13 protein-coding genes are annotated in these 16,919 nt (G+C 62.5%); 5 read left to right on the top strand and 8 right to left on the bottom strand.

Annotation, left to right across the window (positions count from 1 at the left end; translation table 11 throughout):
• The first annotated feature begins 10 nt into the window (after positions 1 to 10).
• Positions 11 to 1,594, top strand: a complete 1,584-nt coding sequence (locus NCR40_RS23785) for a DHA2 family efflux MFS transporter permease subunit (RefSeq protein WP_244829902.1) — start codon at positions 11 to 13, stop codon at positions 1,592 to 1,594.
• Positions 1,578 to 3,152: an efflux transporter outer membrane subunit gene (locus NCR40_RS23780; RefSeq protein ID WP_250510832.1), complete on the top strand. Its 1,575-nt coding sequence runs from the start codon at positions 1,578 to 1,580 to the stop codon at positions 3,150 to 3,152. Before NCR40_RS23785 ends, NCR40_RS23780 begins: the two co-directional genes overlap by 17 nt.
• A 10-nt stretch (positions 3,153 to 3,162) precedes the next feature.
• Here the strand turns inward: NCR40_RS23780 and NCR40_RS23775 are convergent, their stop codons facing one another.
• Positions 3,163 to 3,405 (bottom strand): hypothetical protein, encoded by a 243-nt coding sequence (locus tag NCR40_RS23775; RefSeq protein WP_250510831.1) that lies wholly within the window; start codon positions 3,403 to 3,405, stop codon positions 3,163 to 3,165.
• A 228-nt stretch (positions 3,406 to 3,633) separates the two neighbouring features.
• Between NCR40_RS23775 and NCR40_RS23770 the strand changes: the two genes are divergently transcribed.
• Positions 3,634 to 4,071 carry a response regulator gene (locus tag NCR40_RS23770; protein ID WP_250510830.1) on the top strand — a complete coding sequence of 146 codons (438 nt, stop codon included), beginning with the start codon at positions 3,634 to 3,636 and terminating at the stop codon, positions 4,069 to 4,071.
• A 6-nt stretch (positions 4,072 to 4,077) separates the two neighbouring features.
• Here NCR40_RS23770 and NCR40_RS23765 read toward each other — a convergent pair whose 3' ends face one another.
• The 3 genes from NCR40_RS23765 to NCR40_RS23755 all read right to left on the bottom strand — a co-directional run bounded on the left by NCR40_RS23765 (position 4,078) and on the right by NCR40_RS23755 (position 6,012).
• The gene (locus tag NCR40_RS23765; RefSeq protein WP_244829906.1) at positions 4,078 to 4,488 is read right to left on the bottom strand and encodes a hypothetical protein; all 411 of its coding nucleotides are present in this window, start codon (positions 4,486 to 4,488) and stop codon (positions 4,078 to 4,080) included.
• A gap of 178 nt (positions 4,489 to 4,666) precedes the next feature.
• A complete protein-coding gene (locus NCR40_RS23760) occupies positions 4,667 to 5,077 on the bottom strand; it encodes a hypothetical protein (protein ID WP_244829907.1) in 411 nt (136 codons plus the stop codon).
• Between the two features lie 542 nt (positions 5,078 to 5,619).
• Positions 5,620 to 6,012 (bottom strand): hypothetical protein, encoded by a 393-nt coding sequence (locus tag NCR40_RS23755; RefSeq protein WP_244829908.1) that lies wholly within the window; start codon positions 6,010 to 6,012, stop codon positions 5,620 to 5,622.
• Positions 6,013 to 6,505: 493 nt separating this feature from the next.
• On the opposite strand from NCR40_RS23755, the gene NCR40_RS23750 reads away from it, so the two are divergent.
• Together NCR40_RS23750 and NCR40_RS23745 are read left to right on the top strand one after the other, a co-directional pair.
• Positions 6,506 to 7,843 carry an AarF/UbiB family protein gene (locus NCR40_RS23750; RefSeq protein WP_250510829.1) on the top strand — a complete coding sequence of 446 codons (1,338 nt, stop codon included), beginning with the start codon at positions 6,506 to 6,508 and terminating at the stop codon, positions 7,841 to 7,843.
• A 417-nt stretch (positions 7,844 to 8,260) separates the two neighbouring features.
• Positions 8,261 to 13,288 (top strand): autotransporter outer membrane beta-barrel domain-containing protein, encoded by a 5,028-nt coding sequence (locus NCR40_RS23745; protein ID WP_250510828.1) that lies wholly within the window; start codon positions 8,261 to 8,263, stop codon positions 13,286 to 13,288.
• 11 nt (positions 13,289 to 13,299) lie between these two features.
• Here the strand turns inward: NCR40_RS23745 and NCR40_RS23740 are convergent, their stop codons facing one another.
• From NCR40_RS23740 to NCR40_RS23725, 4 genes are all read right to left on the bottom strand, one after another.
• On the bottom strand, positions 13,300 to 14,109 hold the full coding sequence (locus tag NCR40_RS23740; RefSeq protein WP_250510827.1) for an IclR family transcriptional regulator: 810 nt from the start codon (positions 14,107 to 14,109) through the stop codon (positions 13,300 to 13,302).
• A gap of 67 nt (positions 14,110 to 14,176) precedes the next feature.
• The gene (locus NCR40_RS23735) at positions 14,177 to 14,905 is read right to left on the bottom strand and encodes an SDR family NAD(P)-dependent oxidoreductase (protein WP_250510826.1); all 729 of its coding nucleotides are present in this window, start codon (positions 14,903 to 14,905) and stop codon (positions 14,177 to 14,179) included.
• Positions 14,906 to 14,920: 15 nt separating this feature from the next.
• On the bottom strand, positions 14,921 to 16,222 hold the full coding sequence (locus tag NCR40_RS23730) for an MFS transporter (RefSeq protein WP_250510825.1): 1,302 nt from the start codon (positions 16,220 to 16,222) through the stop codon (positions 14,921 to 14,923).
• 109 nt (positions 16,223 to 16,331) lie between these two features.
• A complete protein-coding gene (locus NCR40_RS23725; protein WP_244829914.1) occupies positions 16,332 to 16,859 on the bottom strand; it encodes a 2,4'-dihydroxyacetophenone dioxygenase family protein in 528 nt (175 codons plus the stop codon).
• Between the last annotated feature and the right edge of the window lie 60 nt (positions 16,860 to 16,919).

Here is a 16,919-nt window from a genome sequence, read left to right as displayed (position 1 = left end):
GAACCGAGCCATGAGCGATACCGCCGCGCACGATCACAGCAACTGGAAGCCGAAGTCGAACCCGTGGCTGATCGCCGTCGTGGTGACGCTCGCGGCATTCATGGAAGTGCTCGATACGACCATCGTCAACGTCGCGCTGCCGCACATCTCCGGCACCATGTCCGCGAGCTACGATGAAGCCACGTGGACGCTCACGTCCTATCTCGTCGCGAACGGCATCGTGCTGCCGCTGTCCGCCTACTTCTCGAAGATCCTCGGGCGCAAGCGCTACTTCCTGATCTGCATCGCGGCGTTTACCGTGTGTTCGTTTCTGTGCGGCATCGCGACGAATCTCGGGCAGCTCATCATCTTCCGCATTCTGCAGGGCTTTTTCGGCGGCGGTTTGCAGCCGAGCCAGCAGTCGATCATTCTCGATACCTTCCCGCCCGAGCAGCGCGGCCGCGCGTTTTCGATCTCGGCGGTGGCGATCGTCGTGGCGCCCGTTCTCGGGCCGACGCTCGGCGGCTGGATCACCGACAACTTCACCTGGCGCTGGGTCTTTCTGCTCAACGTGCCGGTTGGCGTGCTGACGACCATCGCGGTCATGCAGTTCGTCGAAGATCCGCCGTGGGAAAAGAAGCAGAGCCACAAGGACGTGGGTATCGACGGCGTGGGCATTGGCCTGATCGCGCTCGGACTCGGCTGTCTGCAAGTGTTTCTCGATCGCGGCGAGGACGACGACTGGTTCCATTCGAACTTCATCATCACGTTCGCGGTGCTGGCGGCGGTCGGCATCGTCGGTGCGACATTCTGGCTGTTGTACGCGAAGCGACCCGTGGTCGATCTGCGCGTGCTCAAAGACCGCAACTTCGCGCTGGGGTCGGCGGCCATCGTCGGCTTCGCGTCGGTGCTGTACGGCAGCGCGGTGCTGATACCGCAACTCGCGCAGCAGCAGCTCGGTTACACGGCCACGCTTGCCGGTCTCGTGCTGTCGCCGGGCGCGTTGCTGATCGTGTTCCTGATACCAGTCGTCAGCAAGCTGATGAGCTACGTGCAGACGCGTTACCTGGTCGGCTTCGGCTTCTTTCTGATGGGCGTCGCGCTGCTCTACTCGCATCGACTGGTGCCGAACATCGACTATAGAACGTTGACGATGATGCGCAGCGCGCAGTCGGCCGCCATCGGTTTTCTGTTCGTGCCGGTGACGACGCTCGCCTATCTCTCGCTGCCGAAGTCGATGAACAACGACGCCTCCGCGCTCTTCACCATGTTTCGCAACGTGGCGGGTTCCATCGGCATCTCGCTTGCGACCGCGATGATCCGCGAGCGCACGCAGGCGAACATGGCGCATATGGTCGAGCATCTGACGCCGCTCAACCAGCCGTACAACGACGCGGTGCAGCGCATTGCGCGCACGCTGATGGACACGGGCCAGACCATGTCGCAGGCGATGACGGCCGCCACGGGTCAAATGTACAAGACGCTCGTTTCGCAAGCGACGATCCTCGCCTATCTCGATGTCTTCGCCGCATGCGCGATCTTTTCGTTCATGTTCATTCCGCTCACGTTTTTCTTCTCGCCGGTGAAAGCTGCTGGCGGTGCGGGAGGCCATTGAGATGAAGCCGCGTCTTTCCATTCTCATGCTCGCCTTGCTGACGAGCGCGTGTACTGTCGGACCCGATTACAAGGCGCCGAGCGCCGATGTCCCCGAGGTCTGGAGCGACACGCAGCGCTCGCAGAATCCGCAGAACGATCCGCGCGTGCCGCATGCGGATGCGCCATCGGTCGTGCAGACTGCTGCCGATCCTGATCCGCGCTGGTGGAAGCAGTTCAACGATCCGATGCTCGACTCGCTGATCGACCGCGCGGCGGCGGGCAACCTGAACTTGCAGCAAGCCGTGTTGCGGATAGCGCAGGCGCGCGAACAGAGCGTGTCGGCAGCGGCGCAGGGTTTGCCGCAGGTCAACGCGAGCGCCAGCGTGATGCGCGAGCAACTCGGGCTCAAGGGCATCCTCCAGTCGCAAGGCGTCTATAACCAGATCGATCAGCTTGGCGCGCAAGGCGCGACGCTGCGTCAGGGTCTCGATTCGGCCACCGGGCCGGCGACGATCTATCAAGATGGCTTCGATGCATCGTGGGAACTCGATCTCTTCGGGCGCGTGCGACGTTCGGTGGAATCCGCCAATGCGCAGGCCGAGGCAGAGATGGAAAGCCGCAACGACGCGCTCGTCTCGCTCGAATCGGAAGTGGCGCGCACGTATGCGCAGTTGCGCGGCGCACAGTCCATCAAGCAGATCACGCTCGCCGAGATCGACGCGGAGCAGCAAATTCTCGATCTCACGCGCGAGCAGGCGCGCGTGGGCCTGACGAGCCAGCAGGACGTGCAAAGCGCGAGTGCGCAAGTCGGCACGCTGCAGGCGCAACTGCCGACGCTCGACGCGCAAATCGCACAGGCGCTGAATGGGCTCGCCGTGCTGATAGGCAGTCCGCCCGGTACGCTCGACGCCGAGTTGTCCGATGCGCGCGCCGTGCCGCCCGTTCCACCGATGGTGCCGATCGGGCTTCCCTCGACGCTCGCGCGGCGTCGCCCCGACATCCGTCGCGCCGAAGCGCAGTTGCATGCCGCGACCGCGGAGGTAGGCGTGGCCGTCGCGCAGTTGTATCCGGATATCTCGCTGACGGGTCAGGTCGGCACGCGCGCGTTGAAGGCGAACTATCTCGCACGCTGGTCGAGTCTGTTCTGGTCGGTCGGGCCGAGTATCTCGCTGCCGATCTTCGAAGGCGGGGCGCTGCGCGCCAACATACGCATTTCGAAAGCCGAGGCCGCGCAAGCGGGGCTGGCTTATCGGCAGACCGTGCTCAATGCGTTGCAGGACGTGGATAACGCGCTGGTTTCGTATCGCACAGAACAGGACCGGCGTGCGGCGCTCGTGCGGACTGTCGATGCCAATGAGATCAGCCTGCAACTCGCGACCGATGCTTATCGCAAGGGCATCACCGCATTCGTTACGGTGCTCGACGCGGAGCGTCAGCTTGCGCAGACCCGTGAGCAGCTTGCGCAATCGACGGTGAATGTGACGACCGATCTCATCGCGGTCTATAAGTCACTGGGCGGCGGATGGCAGGACGACGATCCGAACGTGGCCCAGGCGCAGAAGGACGCACGTTCGTAACGCGCAAGGCTTAGCGTCGACGTTTCTTCCATGCGTAATCGGCGGGTGGATCGGCGACTCCGGCTTTGCCAACAGACTGCGGATTCTCGCTGCACAAAGTAACGAACGCGATGTCCTCGCCTTGCGCCTGTCGGCGGCGAAGTGCTTCGGCGTATTGCAGCGCATCCGCGAGCGCGGTGGGATCGAACCTTCGGTGTTCGGCCTGGGGCGTTGCCTCGTTCAATGTGCCGCTCAGCCAGTAGACGACGAACATCGTGTGGACCTCGGGTTGTGCGGCGACGTCATCGACGCGCCAATGTCGGGAGCGAAGGCGTCACGGCGGTGCAAAAAACGCTCGACGTGTCGCCTGACGGCGGGTGTCATGGGCATCGGGTATTCCCCGAGTGTAATCGCCGTGAGCCATATGCTGCCTGAGGACAGCCAATTGCTCCAAACAGGGAACGCGGGTTGCTTTCGTCCTTGCTTCCCTGAGGGCAACGACATGCAACGACTTGACCGTCTCATCGATGAAGCCGTTTGGCAGATGCCTGAACGCTCGGCCGACAGCGGCGAACCACGCGTGCTGATTGCCGACGACGACATGAACGCGACACGCGCCATTTGTCTCGCGCTCGAGGACGCCGATTTGACCGTGCGCGCCGCCCATACTGGGCTCGACGCCGTGACGGCCGTGCGCAAGTGGCGTCCTGGCGTGGTGCTGCTCGATCTGATGATGCCGCTCGGCGATGGCTGGGAAGTCGCCGAAGTCATCCGCGCCGCCGATCCCGCCATGCTGCTGATTGCGCACACGAGCCGCACGAGCCTGGAAGATCAAACGCGCGCGCGGCTGAAGGGCTTCAATGGATACTTCGTCAAGCCGACCGAACTCGACCGGCTGATCGCCGTGCTGCATGAGTATTATTCGATGCGCCAGGCATGAGCCTCTTCAATGCTCCAGAACCGTGTTGCGCAGAGCGTCCTGCCGCAGGCGCTTCGTTGCAATGCCCGAAGATTTGATCGGCCGTTCCACGGTCTCGGTCTGACGCGCCGGCAAGGTCCGCTGCAATCCCGCGCTATACCCTTTTCTGAAGGCACGGCGGTACGTCCTGCGATACGCTTCGTCGGATGAAAACTCGCCTGCGTGGTCGCCGAGCGCAGCGGTCAGCGCGAGTTGCTCGTGCGTGAGCGTGCGCAAAAGCGCCATGAGCGACCGCTGTGTGGAACTGTCGGCGGCCGCGACGCTATCGGCGAGCGCGGCAATGGCCTGCGCGATATGGTTGCAGCGCTGTTCTATCGATTCCGAATGGCCGATGACGGGATGCCCGTCATTGTCGACCGTGACCTTTACTTCATCCATCGTTTGTTCCTTTACCTTGAAACTCGGGCTGAGCACGCCGATGCAGTGCGACGCGGCATGCCGTTCGAGCACGGCAAGGAAGCATTCCTCAAGGGTGATCGACTGCCGCGGGCGAGCGCGCGAGTGTGCCCGAGTTGCCCCTGGGCCGCAACCTGACGCTGTCGAGGCTCGCGGCGACTCACAGGTTCGCGCTCTTGCGCTGCAATCCATTGAGTTCGATGCTCAGTCTGTCGATGTCGCGCTGCACATGCTGCTTGAGCACGTCTTCCCAGTACTGACAATAGCCGGCCCAGAAGGGCATCTGGGTTTTGGCGCAGGCATCCGCCGGTAGCGGATGCGGTAACAGACGGCTCAGACGTCCGATTTCCTCATGCTTCCAGCGAAGCAGCGTGCGTCTCGAACCGCGTTGCGGCGGACACAACTCGTCCATGCGCGCCACCGCGAACCAAAGACCTTCGGCAGGACGCGATGCCATCTTGGTGAGGATGGATGTGTTGGGACGCGGCCCATGGTCGTGACAGATTACGGCACCGATCTGCCCGAGGATATACATGGCTTGCTCGACTGGTTGTTCGGCCTGGTTCTGCATGGCGCCTCTGTCTTTTGTGCGGATGGGAATGATATTGCTGGCGCTCAAAAGTGCCTCTCAGCATGATTTTTCGATGAAGTACGCGGCTTCGTCGTTCTTTATATTGCTAACGTGTTGCTAGCAGGGATTACGATACCGTATCGAAATTTATGTGCAGCATGTGCCGACAAAATAATACAAAGTGACGGTGTGCTGAAAACGGACGCGAAAATGAAAAAAGCCCCTGCTGGCTTAGGGCAGGGGCTCGGGTACTGCTGACTTTCTCGTACTGCGTTTTGCTACGGGTGGTGCTTTGCTTCTGATACTGCTTCACTTTCTCGTACGGCGGATACTGCGGGTGCTTCAGATGCTACTGGTACTGCGTTGCTACAGTTACTGCTCACTTCTCGTACTGCTGCTGCTTTACTTCCGACACTACTCGACTACCGCGTACTGCGGATGCGACCGGTGCTTCAAAATGCTAGTACCGGTTCACATCCGATGCCACCTCAACTGCTTCAATGATCCATCCTTCCATTTGCAACTAGGACAACACTGCCTTATTAATGCCGAACTTCTTCGAAAGCCGGCATTGAAATGTGCGGGTAGTCCGTTGATTCGACCGGCGGCGGTTCAGCGATTTCCGCTTGTTGCTGACGACTGCGATGCTCGAGCGCCGCATTCACGCCCTTCTCGTAATAAACCTGCGCCGTGTGTTTTTCGAGCGCCTCGACGAGCGGCATTTGCTCTTCCGCAAGCGAGTGCATGAGATGCAGAAGATCGCGCTGCATGACGTCCGAAAACATTGCGAATTGCTCGTAGGCACCGGGCGCGGCAATCATCTCGACCAGCGATGCAAGCAAACGCACGCGGCTCTTGCAGTGCTCGCTGATAGGTGTCGAATGGGAAACAATCGTGTTGCCTTGCGCATCTACCGTGACTTGAGGGGCTTTCATCGCTGACCTTGTTTGCTTGGGATGAGTGTCATTAAACTCGATCGGGCTTAAGAATCTAATGAGACACATCCGAGTATCCGAATCGCTCGATGCAACGGAGCGAATTGTCGAAAGAGCGGGTGAAACATGCGCGATCCGGCTTCGACCAACGGACTGCTCATGATGTCGCCGTCGCTTCGACGCGTTCGACGAGGTTCGCGAATCCCTCGTACTAAATAAAATTAGCACATGAAAAACGGGACGGTAAGAAGCTGGCCATCGACTTTCGAGGCGACTAGCAACAAAGCCAAGCACACGCACGGCTGGCTGAAACGTGTTACACATGGAAGACAAAACGCGTTTCAAAAGCCTGCACCGAGGCATGTCTATTGCACGTTTGCGAACTTAAACCTTACTCAGCGAGCCCGACTCTGCCATGCGACGACTCGCCACCCTTTGGCGCCTAGGCCGTGCATTCATACGGGAAAGTCACCATAGCGAGGATGGTGCCTCGATGCAGCGCGTCGCCCGCTTCTTCGCGCTACATGGAGCGCGTGCCGCGCCGCTCGCGTCGAGCTTGCCCGTGCTGCGGCAGTTGCCGCGCGTCCTGAACGCGACGTCCGGCGCGCTCGCACGTCATCCGGCGCTGGCGGAAACGGCGGTGCGCGTTGCGCTGACTGAAATGGACGGGCTTTTCACGCCGTACGACGCCACGCAGTTCCGCGATGTGTCCGCCGCCGCCCTGCGCGCGCAAGGTGTTGCGCTGACGCAGGTGAGCGCCGCGCCGCTGCGCTCGGGCATCGCGGAGCAGACGCATGCGGCGCGCATCGGCGAAATGGCGGTGCGCGTCACGCTCCTGCGTCCGGATGCACGCCAGGAACTCGCGTATGATCTCGATCTCGCGCTCGCCGCCGCGCGTTTTGCGGAACGCCGTTCGGCCAAGGCGCGCGACATGCATCCGTCCGAATGGGTGCGTCGCGTCACCGAAACCGTCGACGCAATGATCGACCTACGCCAGCGCGCCGCCGACCAGAGCTTTTTGCGCTACCGGTTGCGTGACGATAACCGGCTCGCCGTGCCGGAAGTGCTCTGGGACTTTTGCAACGACGCCGTTCTGACCACGCGTTCCATCGCGACCATTTCTCTTTCGGACGCGCAAGCGCTCGCGCGTCACGGACTGGATCAGGCCGATCTCATTGCGACCCTCATCGAAGCGTTCTTCGAAATGGCGCTCGGCGCGGGCCTCTATCACGCCGGACTCGATGCCGCCGGCGCACGGGTGAGCATCGACACCGACACATTCGGCCAGATCGTCCTCGAAGCCGATAATCCGACGATGTTTTTCGCCGCGCACGAACGCGAGTTCATCGTCGGCGTGTCGGATGCGCTATTGCAGGGCGATCACAAGGCGGCTGCGCGCGTGCATCTGGAGCACGGACGGCCGGACACTCACTCCATCCATCACGAAGTACGTGTCGAGGCCACGTATCGGCGCGAGGCGGAACGTTTCTCCACGAAGCACACGCGGCATGGTGTGGGCGTGGCACATTTATTCGATGCCATCGGCAAGGCGCCCGTCGAGCACATGTACAGCGCGGCGCACGGGCGCATCGCGTCGCGGGCGATGCTGCTGTCGCGCACGATGGAAGCGGTCGAGCACATGGCGCATGACGTTGCGCCCGACATCGACGTGTGGAAGATCGCGCGCAAGGTCATCGCTCGGCTGGCGCGCGATCAGTTCGGCTGCCATAGTCTCGCGACGCGGCTCGCGCACGAAGCCACTCATTGGCCGCATATGCTGCCGCGTTTGCCCCGGCTTATCGCGCAGCGGGCGGGTGCGGAGCAGCGGTGAGCGAAGCAATCCGCGTGGCGATGCGCGGGCCACGCTGACGGTCATGCGCAGGCTCGCGCGCATCGGCACGGTGTCGCTTTTCATCGAAACGGGCGGAGTGATTCGATCTACAGGCGTTCCGAGTCTGCATGGCAGACATGACATCGAACGGTAAGACGTCTGCGATCGTTAACAAAATAAGCGAAGCTAATTTCATAAGTGATCCTAGGTAACGAGAATTTTATGGGGAACTGTGTCCTAGAATGACACGTGTCGCTTACACCCCGGTAAAGCACCGGAGATTCGTAACGATAAGCCGAAGTATTACTTGAACAAACGCCGGCATGAATACGACGCACCGGGGCGAGGCCGATTCGCATGAAAACACGTCGCGCTCGAACCCGTCATTGCGCATCGTTCAACACGAGACTGCGTCCATTGGCGGCCGCCGCCCTGATTGGGTTCGCGGCGCCCTCTCAAGCGGGACAGGTTGCGTCGAGCACGACGGGCGCTGTCTTATCGGATGACAGCTCTTATGTGGTTCCTCCGGGCACGACTATCACAACGCAGTCCGAGAACGCAATCGATGTCACGGCCATCGCGCCTGTCACGTTCAACAACGCGGGAGTCATCGTCAGTGCGGTCGACAACCAGGCGGCCGCGATCAAATTCTATGTGCCCGCAACGCTCACCAATAACGCGGGCGGCGCGCTGCTCGGCAATACGTTCGGCGTGCTTTTCGACGGCGGCGGAAATTCCAACGATCTGATCAACCGGGGCGACATAAGCGCACGAACCAGTCACGGTGTCGCGTATATCGACGCGTCGGGTGGGACGTTCGACAACTTCGGCACGATCAATGGCGCGGTCGCCGGGCCCATCAAGCAAACGCCCAATGGCGTCTATATCGGCTCGACCGGAACGGTGATCATCAACAATCACGCGAAGGCATCGATTGCTTCCGGCGTGGGCGATGCGACCTATGGCGACGGAATATTCGTCGAGACAGGCTCGGTCGTCATCAACAACGACGGATCGATAACCGGTTATCAGGCTGGCGTGGTCAACACCGGAACGCTTCCAATGTCGGTCGTGAACAGCTCGACCGGAAGCATCCAGAGCACCGTTGGCGCAGGTGTTCAACTTCAACAGGACAGCACACTCGTCAATAACGGCAAAATCGCGAGTGCGGGATCGGCGGCGATTCTTCTCGTCGGTTCGAACAATCGCGTGACGCTGGGAACGGGGTCGTCGCTGCAAGGCGCGAATGACAATATCCTCGACATCGAAGGATTGGGAAACACGCTCGCGTTGACCGGCTCGGCCGTGCAGTCCGGGAACATCGCGACGGGCCGCGGGCCGGGATTGAGCCAGCTCACCTCCGGCGTGAAGAGCGTCTGGACGCTGACCGGCAACATCGCGATAGGTGGCACGACGCCGGACGCGCTCAACGTGATCGGCGATCTGACGCTCGGCGGCACGCTCACGCAGCATGGCGGGGCAAGCACGGTGCAGAACAGCGGCAGCCTCACGATCGGTACTGGCAGCGCGGGCGGCTCGCTCGACGGCGACGTCGTGAACAACGGCATGCTGCGCTTCAATCGCAATACGGTGGCGACATTCGCGGGGCAGATCGTCGGCAACGGCACGCTCATTCAGGCTGGCAGTGGCGCCACTCACCTGACGAAAGCCGGCTCTAGCCAAGGCACGGTGGTCGTCGAAGCGGGCACGCTCGGCTTCGACCATCCGGGTGCCTTCAACGCCGACGTGTACACCACGCGCGTCGGTGGGACGACAAGCATCTCGGACAAGTCGAGTCTGCAAATCGCCACGAACTTCACGCAGGAAGTAGGCTCGGCGCTGAACGTGGGCATAGGAAAAGTGCAGCCGATCATCACGGCCAGCACGGCGACACTCAGGGGCGCGCTGACCGTGAGCGGTTTCGGAGCCGACGCGCCCAATACGGCCAGCGCGCTTACGAGCACGCAATTCAACATCATTCGGACGACAGGCGGGATCTCGGGCGATTTCGCCAGCGTCGGCTTCTCGGGCACGCAAGGCCCCGCCGATTACCTGACGCTCACCGGCGCGAAAAGCCCCGATGGCCTGAACTATAACGTTGGCTTCGGCCTGACGTGGCGCGCACCGGCCGCTATCGCCAACGGCACCTTCACTCTCGCCGATGCCGCGAGTACCTTCAACCTCGACGTGCCGCTGGCTGACCGGGTCGGTGTCTTCGCGAGCGGCTGGGACGGCCGCACCTTGACGAAGACAGGTCCGGGCCTGTTGATCGTATCGGCGCCGCTAATCCACACCGGCGGCACGCTGATCGACGGCGGCACGCTGAGAACCGATGTGACGGACTCGCTCGCGACCAGCAGCAATGTCAAAATCGCGAGCGGCGCCACGCTCGACATGAACGGCTTCGCGCAGCAAATCAACCAGTTGAGCGGCGCGGGCGCAGTCGCACTCGGCGGTGCGGCACTCACCGCCGTCAATCTCGCCGATACCGCTTTCAGCGGCACGATCGGCGGTAGCGGAAGCGTGGTAAAAACCGGCCCGGCGACCCTGAGCCTAAGTGGCGCGAGCACGTATAGCGGCGGCACGACCATCGCTACGGGCAAGCTGATTGCGGCAACCGGGACCGCGCTCGGCGCAGGCGCGGTGACGAATAACGCCATCCTGCAACTGGATTTCGCCAACGACGCCCTGATGCTCAACACACTGAGCGGCTCAGGCGCGCTCTTGAAGACGGGCGTCGGCGCGGCGAATCTCGCCGCCTCCGGTTCGACGCAAGGCGCGGTCAGCGTCGAAGCCGGCACATTACGGCTTTTGCAAACTGGCGCGTTCACGACTGCGGCCGACTGGACGACCGCGTCCGGCGCGACCACCGCGCTGTCGAGCCGCAGCCAGCTCGAAGTCGGCCGCGCCTTCACCATGACCGGCACACTGTCCAGCATCGCGGGGGTTGCCGAACCGGTGATCTCGGCGAGCACGGCATCGATCGGTCCTGGCGCGATCTTCAACCTCGCGGGTTACACGGCAGCGCCCGCGACGAGCGCCGCGCAACTGGCAGCGGGCGCATTCACGGAAATCCACGCGACCACGCCCGGCGGGCTCAGTGGAACGTTCGCATCGACGCGCATCGGCGGCACGGCCAGTTCCGTCGATTTCCTGACGCTCTCGTCCGCTTATACCGCCCAGAACTACAACGTGGGCGTCGGGCTCACGTGGTATGCCGCGCACGGGACGACGCCCGCGACGGCGAACGGCGTCTTCACGCTCGTGCAACCCGGCGATTCGTTCGACATGGACGTCGTTCTCGCCAATGAGACGGCCAATCAGACGACGGGCTGGGATGGCAAGACGCTCACCAAGGCAGGCGCGGGCACGTTGCAATTGTCAAAGGCGAACACGTACACCGGCGCGACGCTGATCGAAGGCGGGACGCTGCAAGCCGGGGCGGAGAATGTCATCGCGCCGAGTTCGCGCGTGATGTTGTCGCCGGGCACGACATTCGATCTGAACGGTTTCAATCAGCAGGTCACGAGCCTCGCAGGCGCGGGCAACGTCTCGCTCGGCACGGCAACGCTCACGGCAAATTACAGTACGAACACCGTGTTCGACGGTGTCATCAGCGGCTCGGGCGGCTTTACGAAAACCGGCGCCGGCCGGTTGATTCTGAGCGCGGACCACACTTACACGGCGCCGACCACCATTGACGCAGGCGTGCTGCAGCTCGGCACGGGCGGCGCGTCGGGCAGCGTCGCGGGCGATATTGTCAACAACGGCGCGCTGGTGTTCAATCGCAGCGATCGCTACGTCTATGGCCACTCGATCAGCGGAACCGGCGCGTTGACGCAGCAAGGTTCTGGCGCGCTGTTGCTGCCGGGCAGCCAGACATACAGCGGGACCACTCAAGTGAATTCGGGCGCGCTCATCCTGACCGACAACGCGCAATTGCCGAACACGCCGCAAGTATCGGTGGCGCAGGGCGCGACATTCGGCGGTTATGGCGGCGTGGGCGGCGCGGTGGTGAACAACGGATTGCTCGCGGTCGCGGATGCCGCGCCCGGTTTCGCGAATGCCGCGGCTGGCGCGTTCAGTATCGGCGGAACGTTGACGAACAACGGCGAAATCCGCATGAGCAGCCCGACGCCCACGAGTACGTTGACGGTCGCGGGCAACTACATCGGCAACAACGGATTGCTGACGTTGAGCACGGCGCTGGGCAGCGACGGTTCCGCGACAGATCACCTTATCGTGCATGGCGACAGTGCCGGTCAGACCGCCGTGAAAGTGCGGAACGCGGGCGGCGCGGGGGCAATAACGAGCAACGGAATCCGCATCGTTCAGGTGGATGGTCAGTCGAACGGCCAGTTCACGCTCGATGGCCGCGTCGTCGCGGGTCCATACGAATACAACCTGTACAAAGGCGGCGCGAGTACACCCGCCGATGGCAACTGGTATTTGCGAACCTTGACGGACGGACCGTCGCCTACACCGACACCCGCGCCACGACCCGAACCGGGCGGTTATCTTGGCAATCAGGCAGCGGCGCGCGACATGTTCGTCATGACCTTGCACGACCGCGCGGGCTTCCCCGATCCCTTCGCCGTGGATGGCATGAGCGGCAACGAATCGACGGCCTGGGTGCGCACTCACGCCGCGCACACCGACGGCAACGCGGCCGGCGGGCGGCTTGCCGAATCCACCGACACCGCGGTCTTTCAGGCGGGCATCGACTTGCTGCATCGCGTGTCGAACGCGCAGCATTGGCAGGCGGGCATCATGGCGGGTTATGGCTCGTCGACGACCGATGCCACTGCGCGTAACAATCCCGCCACCGCGCGAGGCAATGTGAACGGCGCGAGCGCCGGCGTCTACGCGACCTGGCGCGCGAATGCGCTTTCGCCTGTCGGACCTTACGTGGATACGTGGCTGCAATATGCGCACTTCGACAACACGGTCAAGGGCGCGCAACTGAATGGCGAGAGCTACGCGAGCCATACGTGGGGCGGATCGGTCGAAGGCGGATGGGCGTTCGCGGTAGGTCAGACGTCGAGCGGCCCGGTGCTGATCGAGCCGCAAGCGCAAGTCATCTATTCGAACTATGCCGCCGACGATCACGTAGAGTCTGGGGGCACGATCGTCCATGGCGGCAATATCAATGCACTGACGACGCGCGTGGGCATGCGCGTTTTTCACGCGCCGGGATCGGCCGCGGCGCCGGGCTGGCTGCCGTATCTGGAAGTCAACTGGTGGCACGACACGAGCGGCAATTCCATCGCCTTCAATCAGATCGTGGTGTCGCAGGACGGCCCGAGAAATCGCCTCGAAGTAAAGGTCGGCGCGCAGGCGCAACTCGCGCGGAACTGGCGTCTGTGGGGCAACCTCGGCTACCAGCAAGGCGACGGCGGTTATCGCAGCTATCAAGGTTTGCTGGGCGCGCGGTACATCTGGTGAGCACGCGCGCGTCAGCGCGTACCCGGACTCATGCGCTCCCCGATCGCGCGGCACGCGGCCTTGAGCGGTTCGATATAAGTTTCGACAGGCGTCGCGCTCTTTCTGAACAGCGGAATGCTCACGCTTACGCAGCCGAGCGTCGTGCCGTTCGCCCCGACGATCGCGCTGCCATAACAAAAAATCTGCGCTTCGTTTTCCTCGCGGTCTTCCGCATAGCCGCGCGCGTGGCAGGCATCGAGTTCCGCATCGAGCGCGCGACGCTCGGTGATCGTATTCGACGTAAAGCGCTCGAACACCATGCCTTGCAACAACGCATCGCGCTCGGCACGACCGAGCGTCGACAGATACGCCTTGCCCACCGAACTCGAATAGAGCGTGACGCGCGTGCCGATGCGCGAAGCCATGCGCACCGCATGAGGACTTTCGAGCTTTTCGATATACACCATCTCCGCGCCGCTGCGCACGGCGAGATGCACGGTTTCCTGCGTACTGTCGCGCAGAGCCTGCAACGCGTCGGTGGCGGCGATGCGCAGATCGGAGCGCTCCCAGCTTCGGCTCGCAAGCGACATCAGACGCGGGCCGAGCGCATAACTTCCACCACGTGCGCTCTCGACCGCGAGCCCTTCGGCAATTAGCGCGCCGACGATGCGATACACCGTCGGACGCGGATAACCCGATCCCGCCGTGAGGCTGGCGACGGTTGGCGGTTCGTCGGCATCGGCGATGAGTTGCAGCACCACCATGAACTTCGAGAACGCGGCGGTGCCGTTGGCTTTCGCCGCGTCGAAGGAGGAGGAAGAGGAGTCGGAAGCTGCGGACATTTTGGAAACCTGAGTGCGACGGCGCGCCGAGTATATCGGCACGCCGCGTGATCCGTCGATTGGCGCGTCAGGCGATCAGATAGCCGCCATCAACCGGCACGACCGTTCCCGTCATGAACGACGCCGCCGGCGACGCCAGAAACGCCACCACGCGCGCGACATCCTCCGGCAAGCCCCAGCGCTTCATGGGCGTGCGCTCGAGAATGGCTTGCGAGCGGCCGTCGTCCTCCTGCAGCGCCTGCGTAAGCGGCGTGGCAATCCAGCCGGGCGCGACCGCGTTCACGCGAATGCCTTCTGCCGCGTAAGCAATCGCGAGCGACTTCGTCAACTGCGCGACGCCGCCCTTGCTCGCGCTGTACGCGGGCACGAGACCGCCGCCGAAGAACGTCAGCATCGACGCCGTGTTGACGATCGATCCCCGGCTTTTCGCGAGTAACGGTCGCGCCGCCGAGCACATCCGCATGGTGCCGTTGAGATTCACGGCGATCACGCGCTCGAAGGTTTCGATGTCGTGCTCGTCGCCACGCTTGATCATGCCTGCGCAGTTGACGAGCACGTAGAGCGAATCGAGACGCGCGAAAAGATCGGCGGTGCTGGCGGCATCGGCGACATCGAGCGCGGCGACTTCGATTCCCGCGCCGAGCGCGTCCTTCTGCGCTGCCGTCGGCGCGATACCCGCCGCGATGACGCGCGCGCCGAGCGTCGCGAATTCCTGCGCGATGCCCGCGCCGATACCTTGCGTGCCGCCCGTCACGACGACGGTCTTGCCTTTGTACAGATCAGGTTGAAAGGTCATGAGTAGCTTGAATGGTCAGACGACGGGAACGGCGGCGGCTCTCGCCTCGGAATCCTGAATCGGCGAGCGCACGACGAACATGTACACGAGCGCGGCGGCGAACGCCACGCCCGCGCTGATCAGGAACGCGTTGACGAACGAATGCGTCTTGTCGACCACGAGCCCGGTAATGAACGGCGCGAACGAACCGCCGAAGTAACCGCCGAAGTTCTGGATGCTCCCGAGCGAGGCCACCATATGACGCGGAGCCGCGACCGAGACGAGCGCCCACGCCGCGCCGCTCGCCATGTTGACGAAGAACATTGCCGCCGACAAATACACGATAGCGAGCGTGAGATTCGGCGTGAACGCGGCCGGCACCGTGAAGAGCGCGCCGCCGATGAGACCCGAGCAGATCGGCCACTTGCGGCTGCGAATGGGTGCGACGCCGCGCGCCATCAGACCATCGGCGATAAAGCCCGACGACAGCATGCCGAGCGTGCCGGCAAGATAGGGGATGGTCACGACCCAGCCGGTCTTCGCAATCGTCAGATGACGCTCGTGTTCGAGATACGCCGGCAGCCACGTGAGATACAGCCACACCATGTAGATCACGCCCATGAAGCCGAAGATCATGCCCCAGGTCGTCGCCTTGCCGAAGAGACCGCGCCATTCCGCGAAGGTCATATTGCGTTCGGCGCGCTGTGCGGGTTCGCCTTCGGTCAGATGCGCGACTTCCTGCGCATCGAGCGTGATGTCCTTGCGGTTCCGATACACCACATACCAGCCCACCGACACCATGATGCCGAGTACGCCCATGATGACGAACATGTTGCGCCAGCCGAAGTTGAGCAGCAACACGGTGAGAATGGGCGGAGCGAGCGCCGGGCCAATGGTCGACGACGTCACGAAGATGCCGGTCGGCTTGCCGCGTTCGCGCTGCGCGAACCATTCGCTGACGACCTTGGCGCCCGCCGGAAATTGAGGCGCCTCGCCGATGCCGAGTGCGATGCGGGCCGCGAGAAACTGATGCAGCGTCGTGACGAGGCCGCCGAACAACTGCGCCACCGACCACACGAACATGCCGAGCCCGAGCATGATGCGCGCGCCGAAGCGATCGAGCATCACGCCGATGGGCAACTGCGAAAACGCGTACGCGAACGAGAATGCTGAGAGCAGCAAGCCCATCTGCGATGCGGACAGGCCCAGCTCCTGTGTGACCGAATGATTCGCGATGGAAAGCGTGCTGCGGTCGAGATAGTTCACGATTCCGGCAAGCGTCAGGAACGTGAGCGCGACCCACTGTATGCGCTTCAGGCGCGGCGATTTACTCTGCATGTTGTCTCCTCCGAGAGCCTTGTTTTTATGCTTCGGTTCGGTTGGCAAAAGGTGCTGCGGGAATTGCGTTGCTTCAGACTGTGCTTCAAGCCGTTGCTTCAAGCGTTATTCAGCGAATGAACTGATCGGCGAAATCCGCGCCCAGGCCAACGGCTTCGTAATGCTTGCGGCACATGTCCACCTTCGTGAACACGTCTTCATAACCGGTGTAGTTGCCGTACGGATCGCAATAGAACATCACGCCGTTCACCTGAAAGTAGGTGATCATTTCCTCGACGTCTTCGGGCACGTAAAGCGTGTGCGTTTCGCCGGGCGGCTCGAACACGTAGCTGCCTTCTGTTGCAACCCAGTCATGCTCCAGATAACGCCAACGCCCCTTGAGCACCATGCCATGCACGGCTTGCGGATGACGGTGACGCGACAGCACGCCTGACTTGCGCACGCGCAGCAGGTTCATCCAGTAACCGGTCGACACATTGAGGCACAGCGGACGAAACCAGACGTTCTCGGCTTGCGGGACCCACTCGCGTTCGTCGGTTGGAATCGCGTGACTCACGACGATTTCCTTCTGCGCTTCCTTGGGATTGGGATATTGATACGGCGTGAGGGCATCCGCCGAATTCTTGGGCGCGGGCATTCGCGTCTCCTTGTCCATATTGTGGATGATTAAACCAAATTATGGACAGATATTCACGCG

Source organism: Caballeronia sp. GACF4 (assembly GCF_023631025.1).
Classification (GTDB): Bacteria; Pseudomonadota; Gammaproteobacteria; order Burkholderiales; family Burkholderiaceae; genus Caballeronia.
This window is presented reverse-complemented; position numbering and strand designations above follow the sequence as displayed.

What these genes read in the sequence shown, in the direction of transcription:
- NCR40_RS23760 (WP_244829907.1), bottom strand. Translation starts at nt 5,077, where the DNA reads ATGCAGAACCAGGCCGAACAACCAGTCGAGCAAGCCATGTATATCCTC.
- NCR40_RS23730 (WP_250510825.1), bottom strand. Translation starts at nt 16,222, where the DNA reads ATGCAGAGTAAATCGCCGCGCCTGAAGCGCATACAGTGGGTCGCGCTC.
- NCR40_RS23740 (WP_250510827.1), bottom strand. Translation starts at nt 14,109, where the DNA reads ATGTCCGCAGCTTCCGACTCCTCTTCCTCCTCCTTCGACGCGGCGAAA.
- NCR40_RS23725 (WP_244829914.1), bottom strand. Translation starts at nt 16,859, where the DNA reads ATGCCCGCGCCCAAGAATTCGGCGGATGCCCTCACGCCGTATCAATAT.
- NCR40_RS23785 (WP_244829902.1), top strand. Translation starts at nt 11, where the DNA reads ATGAGCGATACCGCCGCGCACGATCACAGCAACTGGAAGCCGAAGTCG.
- NCR40_RS23755 (WP_244829908.1), bottom strand. Translation starts at nt 6,012, where the DNA reads ATGAAAGCCCCTCAAGTCACGGTAGATGCGCAAGGCAACACGATTGTT.
- NCR40_RS23765 (WP_244829906.1), bottom strand. Translation starts at nt 4,488, where the DNA reads ATGGATGAAGTAAAGGTCACGGTCGACAATGACGGGCATCCCGTCATC.
- NCR40_RS23770 (WP_250510830.1), top strand. Translation starts at nt 3,634, where the DNA reads ATGCAACGACTTGACCGTCTCATCGATGAAGCCGTTTGGCAGATGCCT.
- NCR40_RS23750 (WP_250510829.1), top strand. Translation starts at nt 6,506, where the DNA reads ATGCAGCGCGTCGCCCGCTTCTTCGCGCTACATGGAGCGCGTGCCGCG.
- NCR40_RS23775 (WP_250510831.1), bottom strand. Translation starts at nt 3,405, where the DNA reads ATGTTCGTCGTCTACTGGCTGAGCGGCACATTGAACGAGGCAACGCCC.
- NCR40_RS23735 (WP_250510826.1), bottom strand. Translation starts at nt 14,905, where the DNA reads ATGACCTTTCAACCTGATCTGTACAAAGGCAAGACCGTCGTCGTGACG.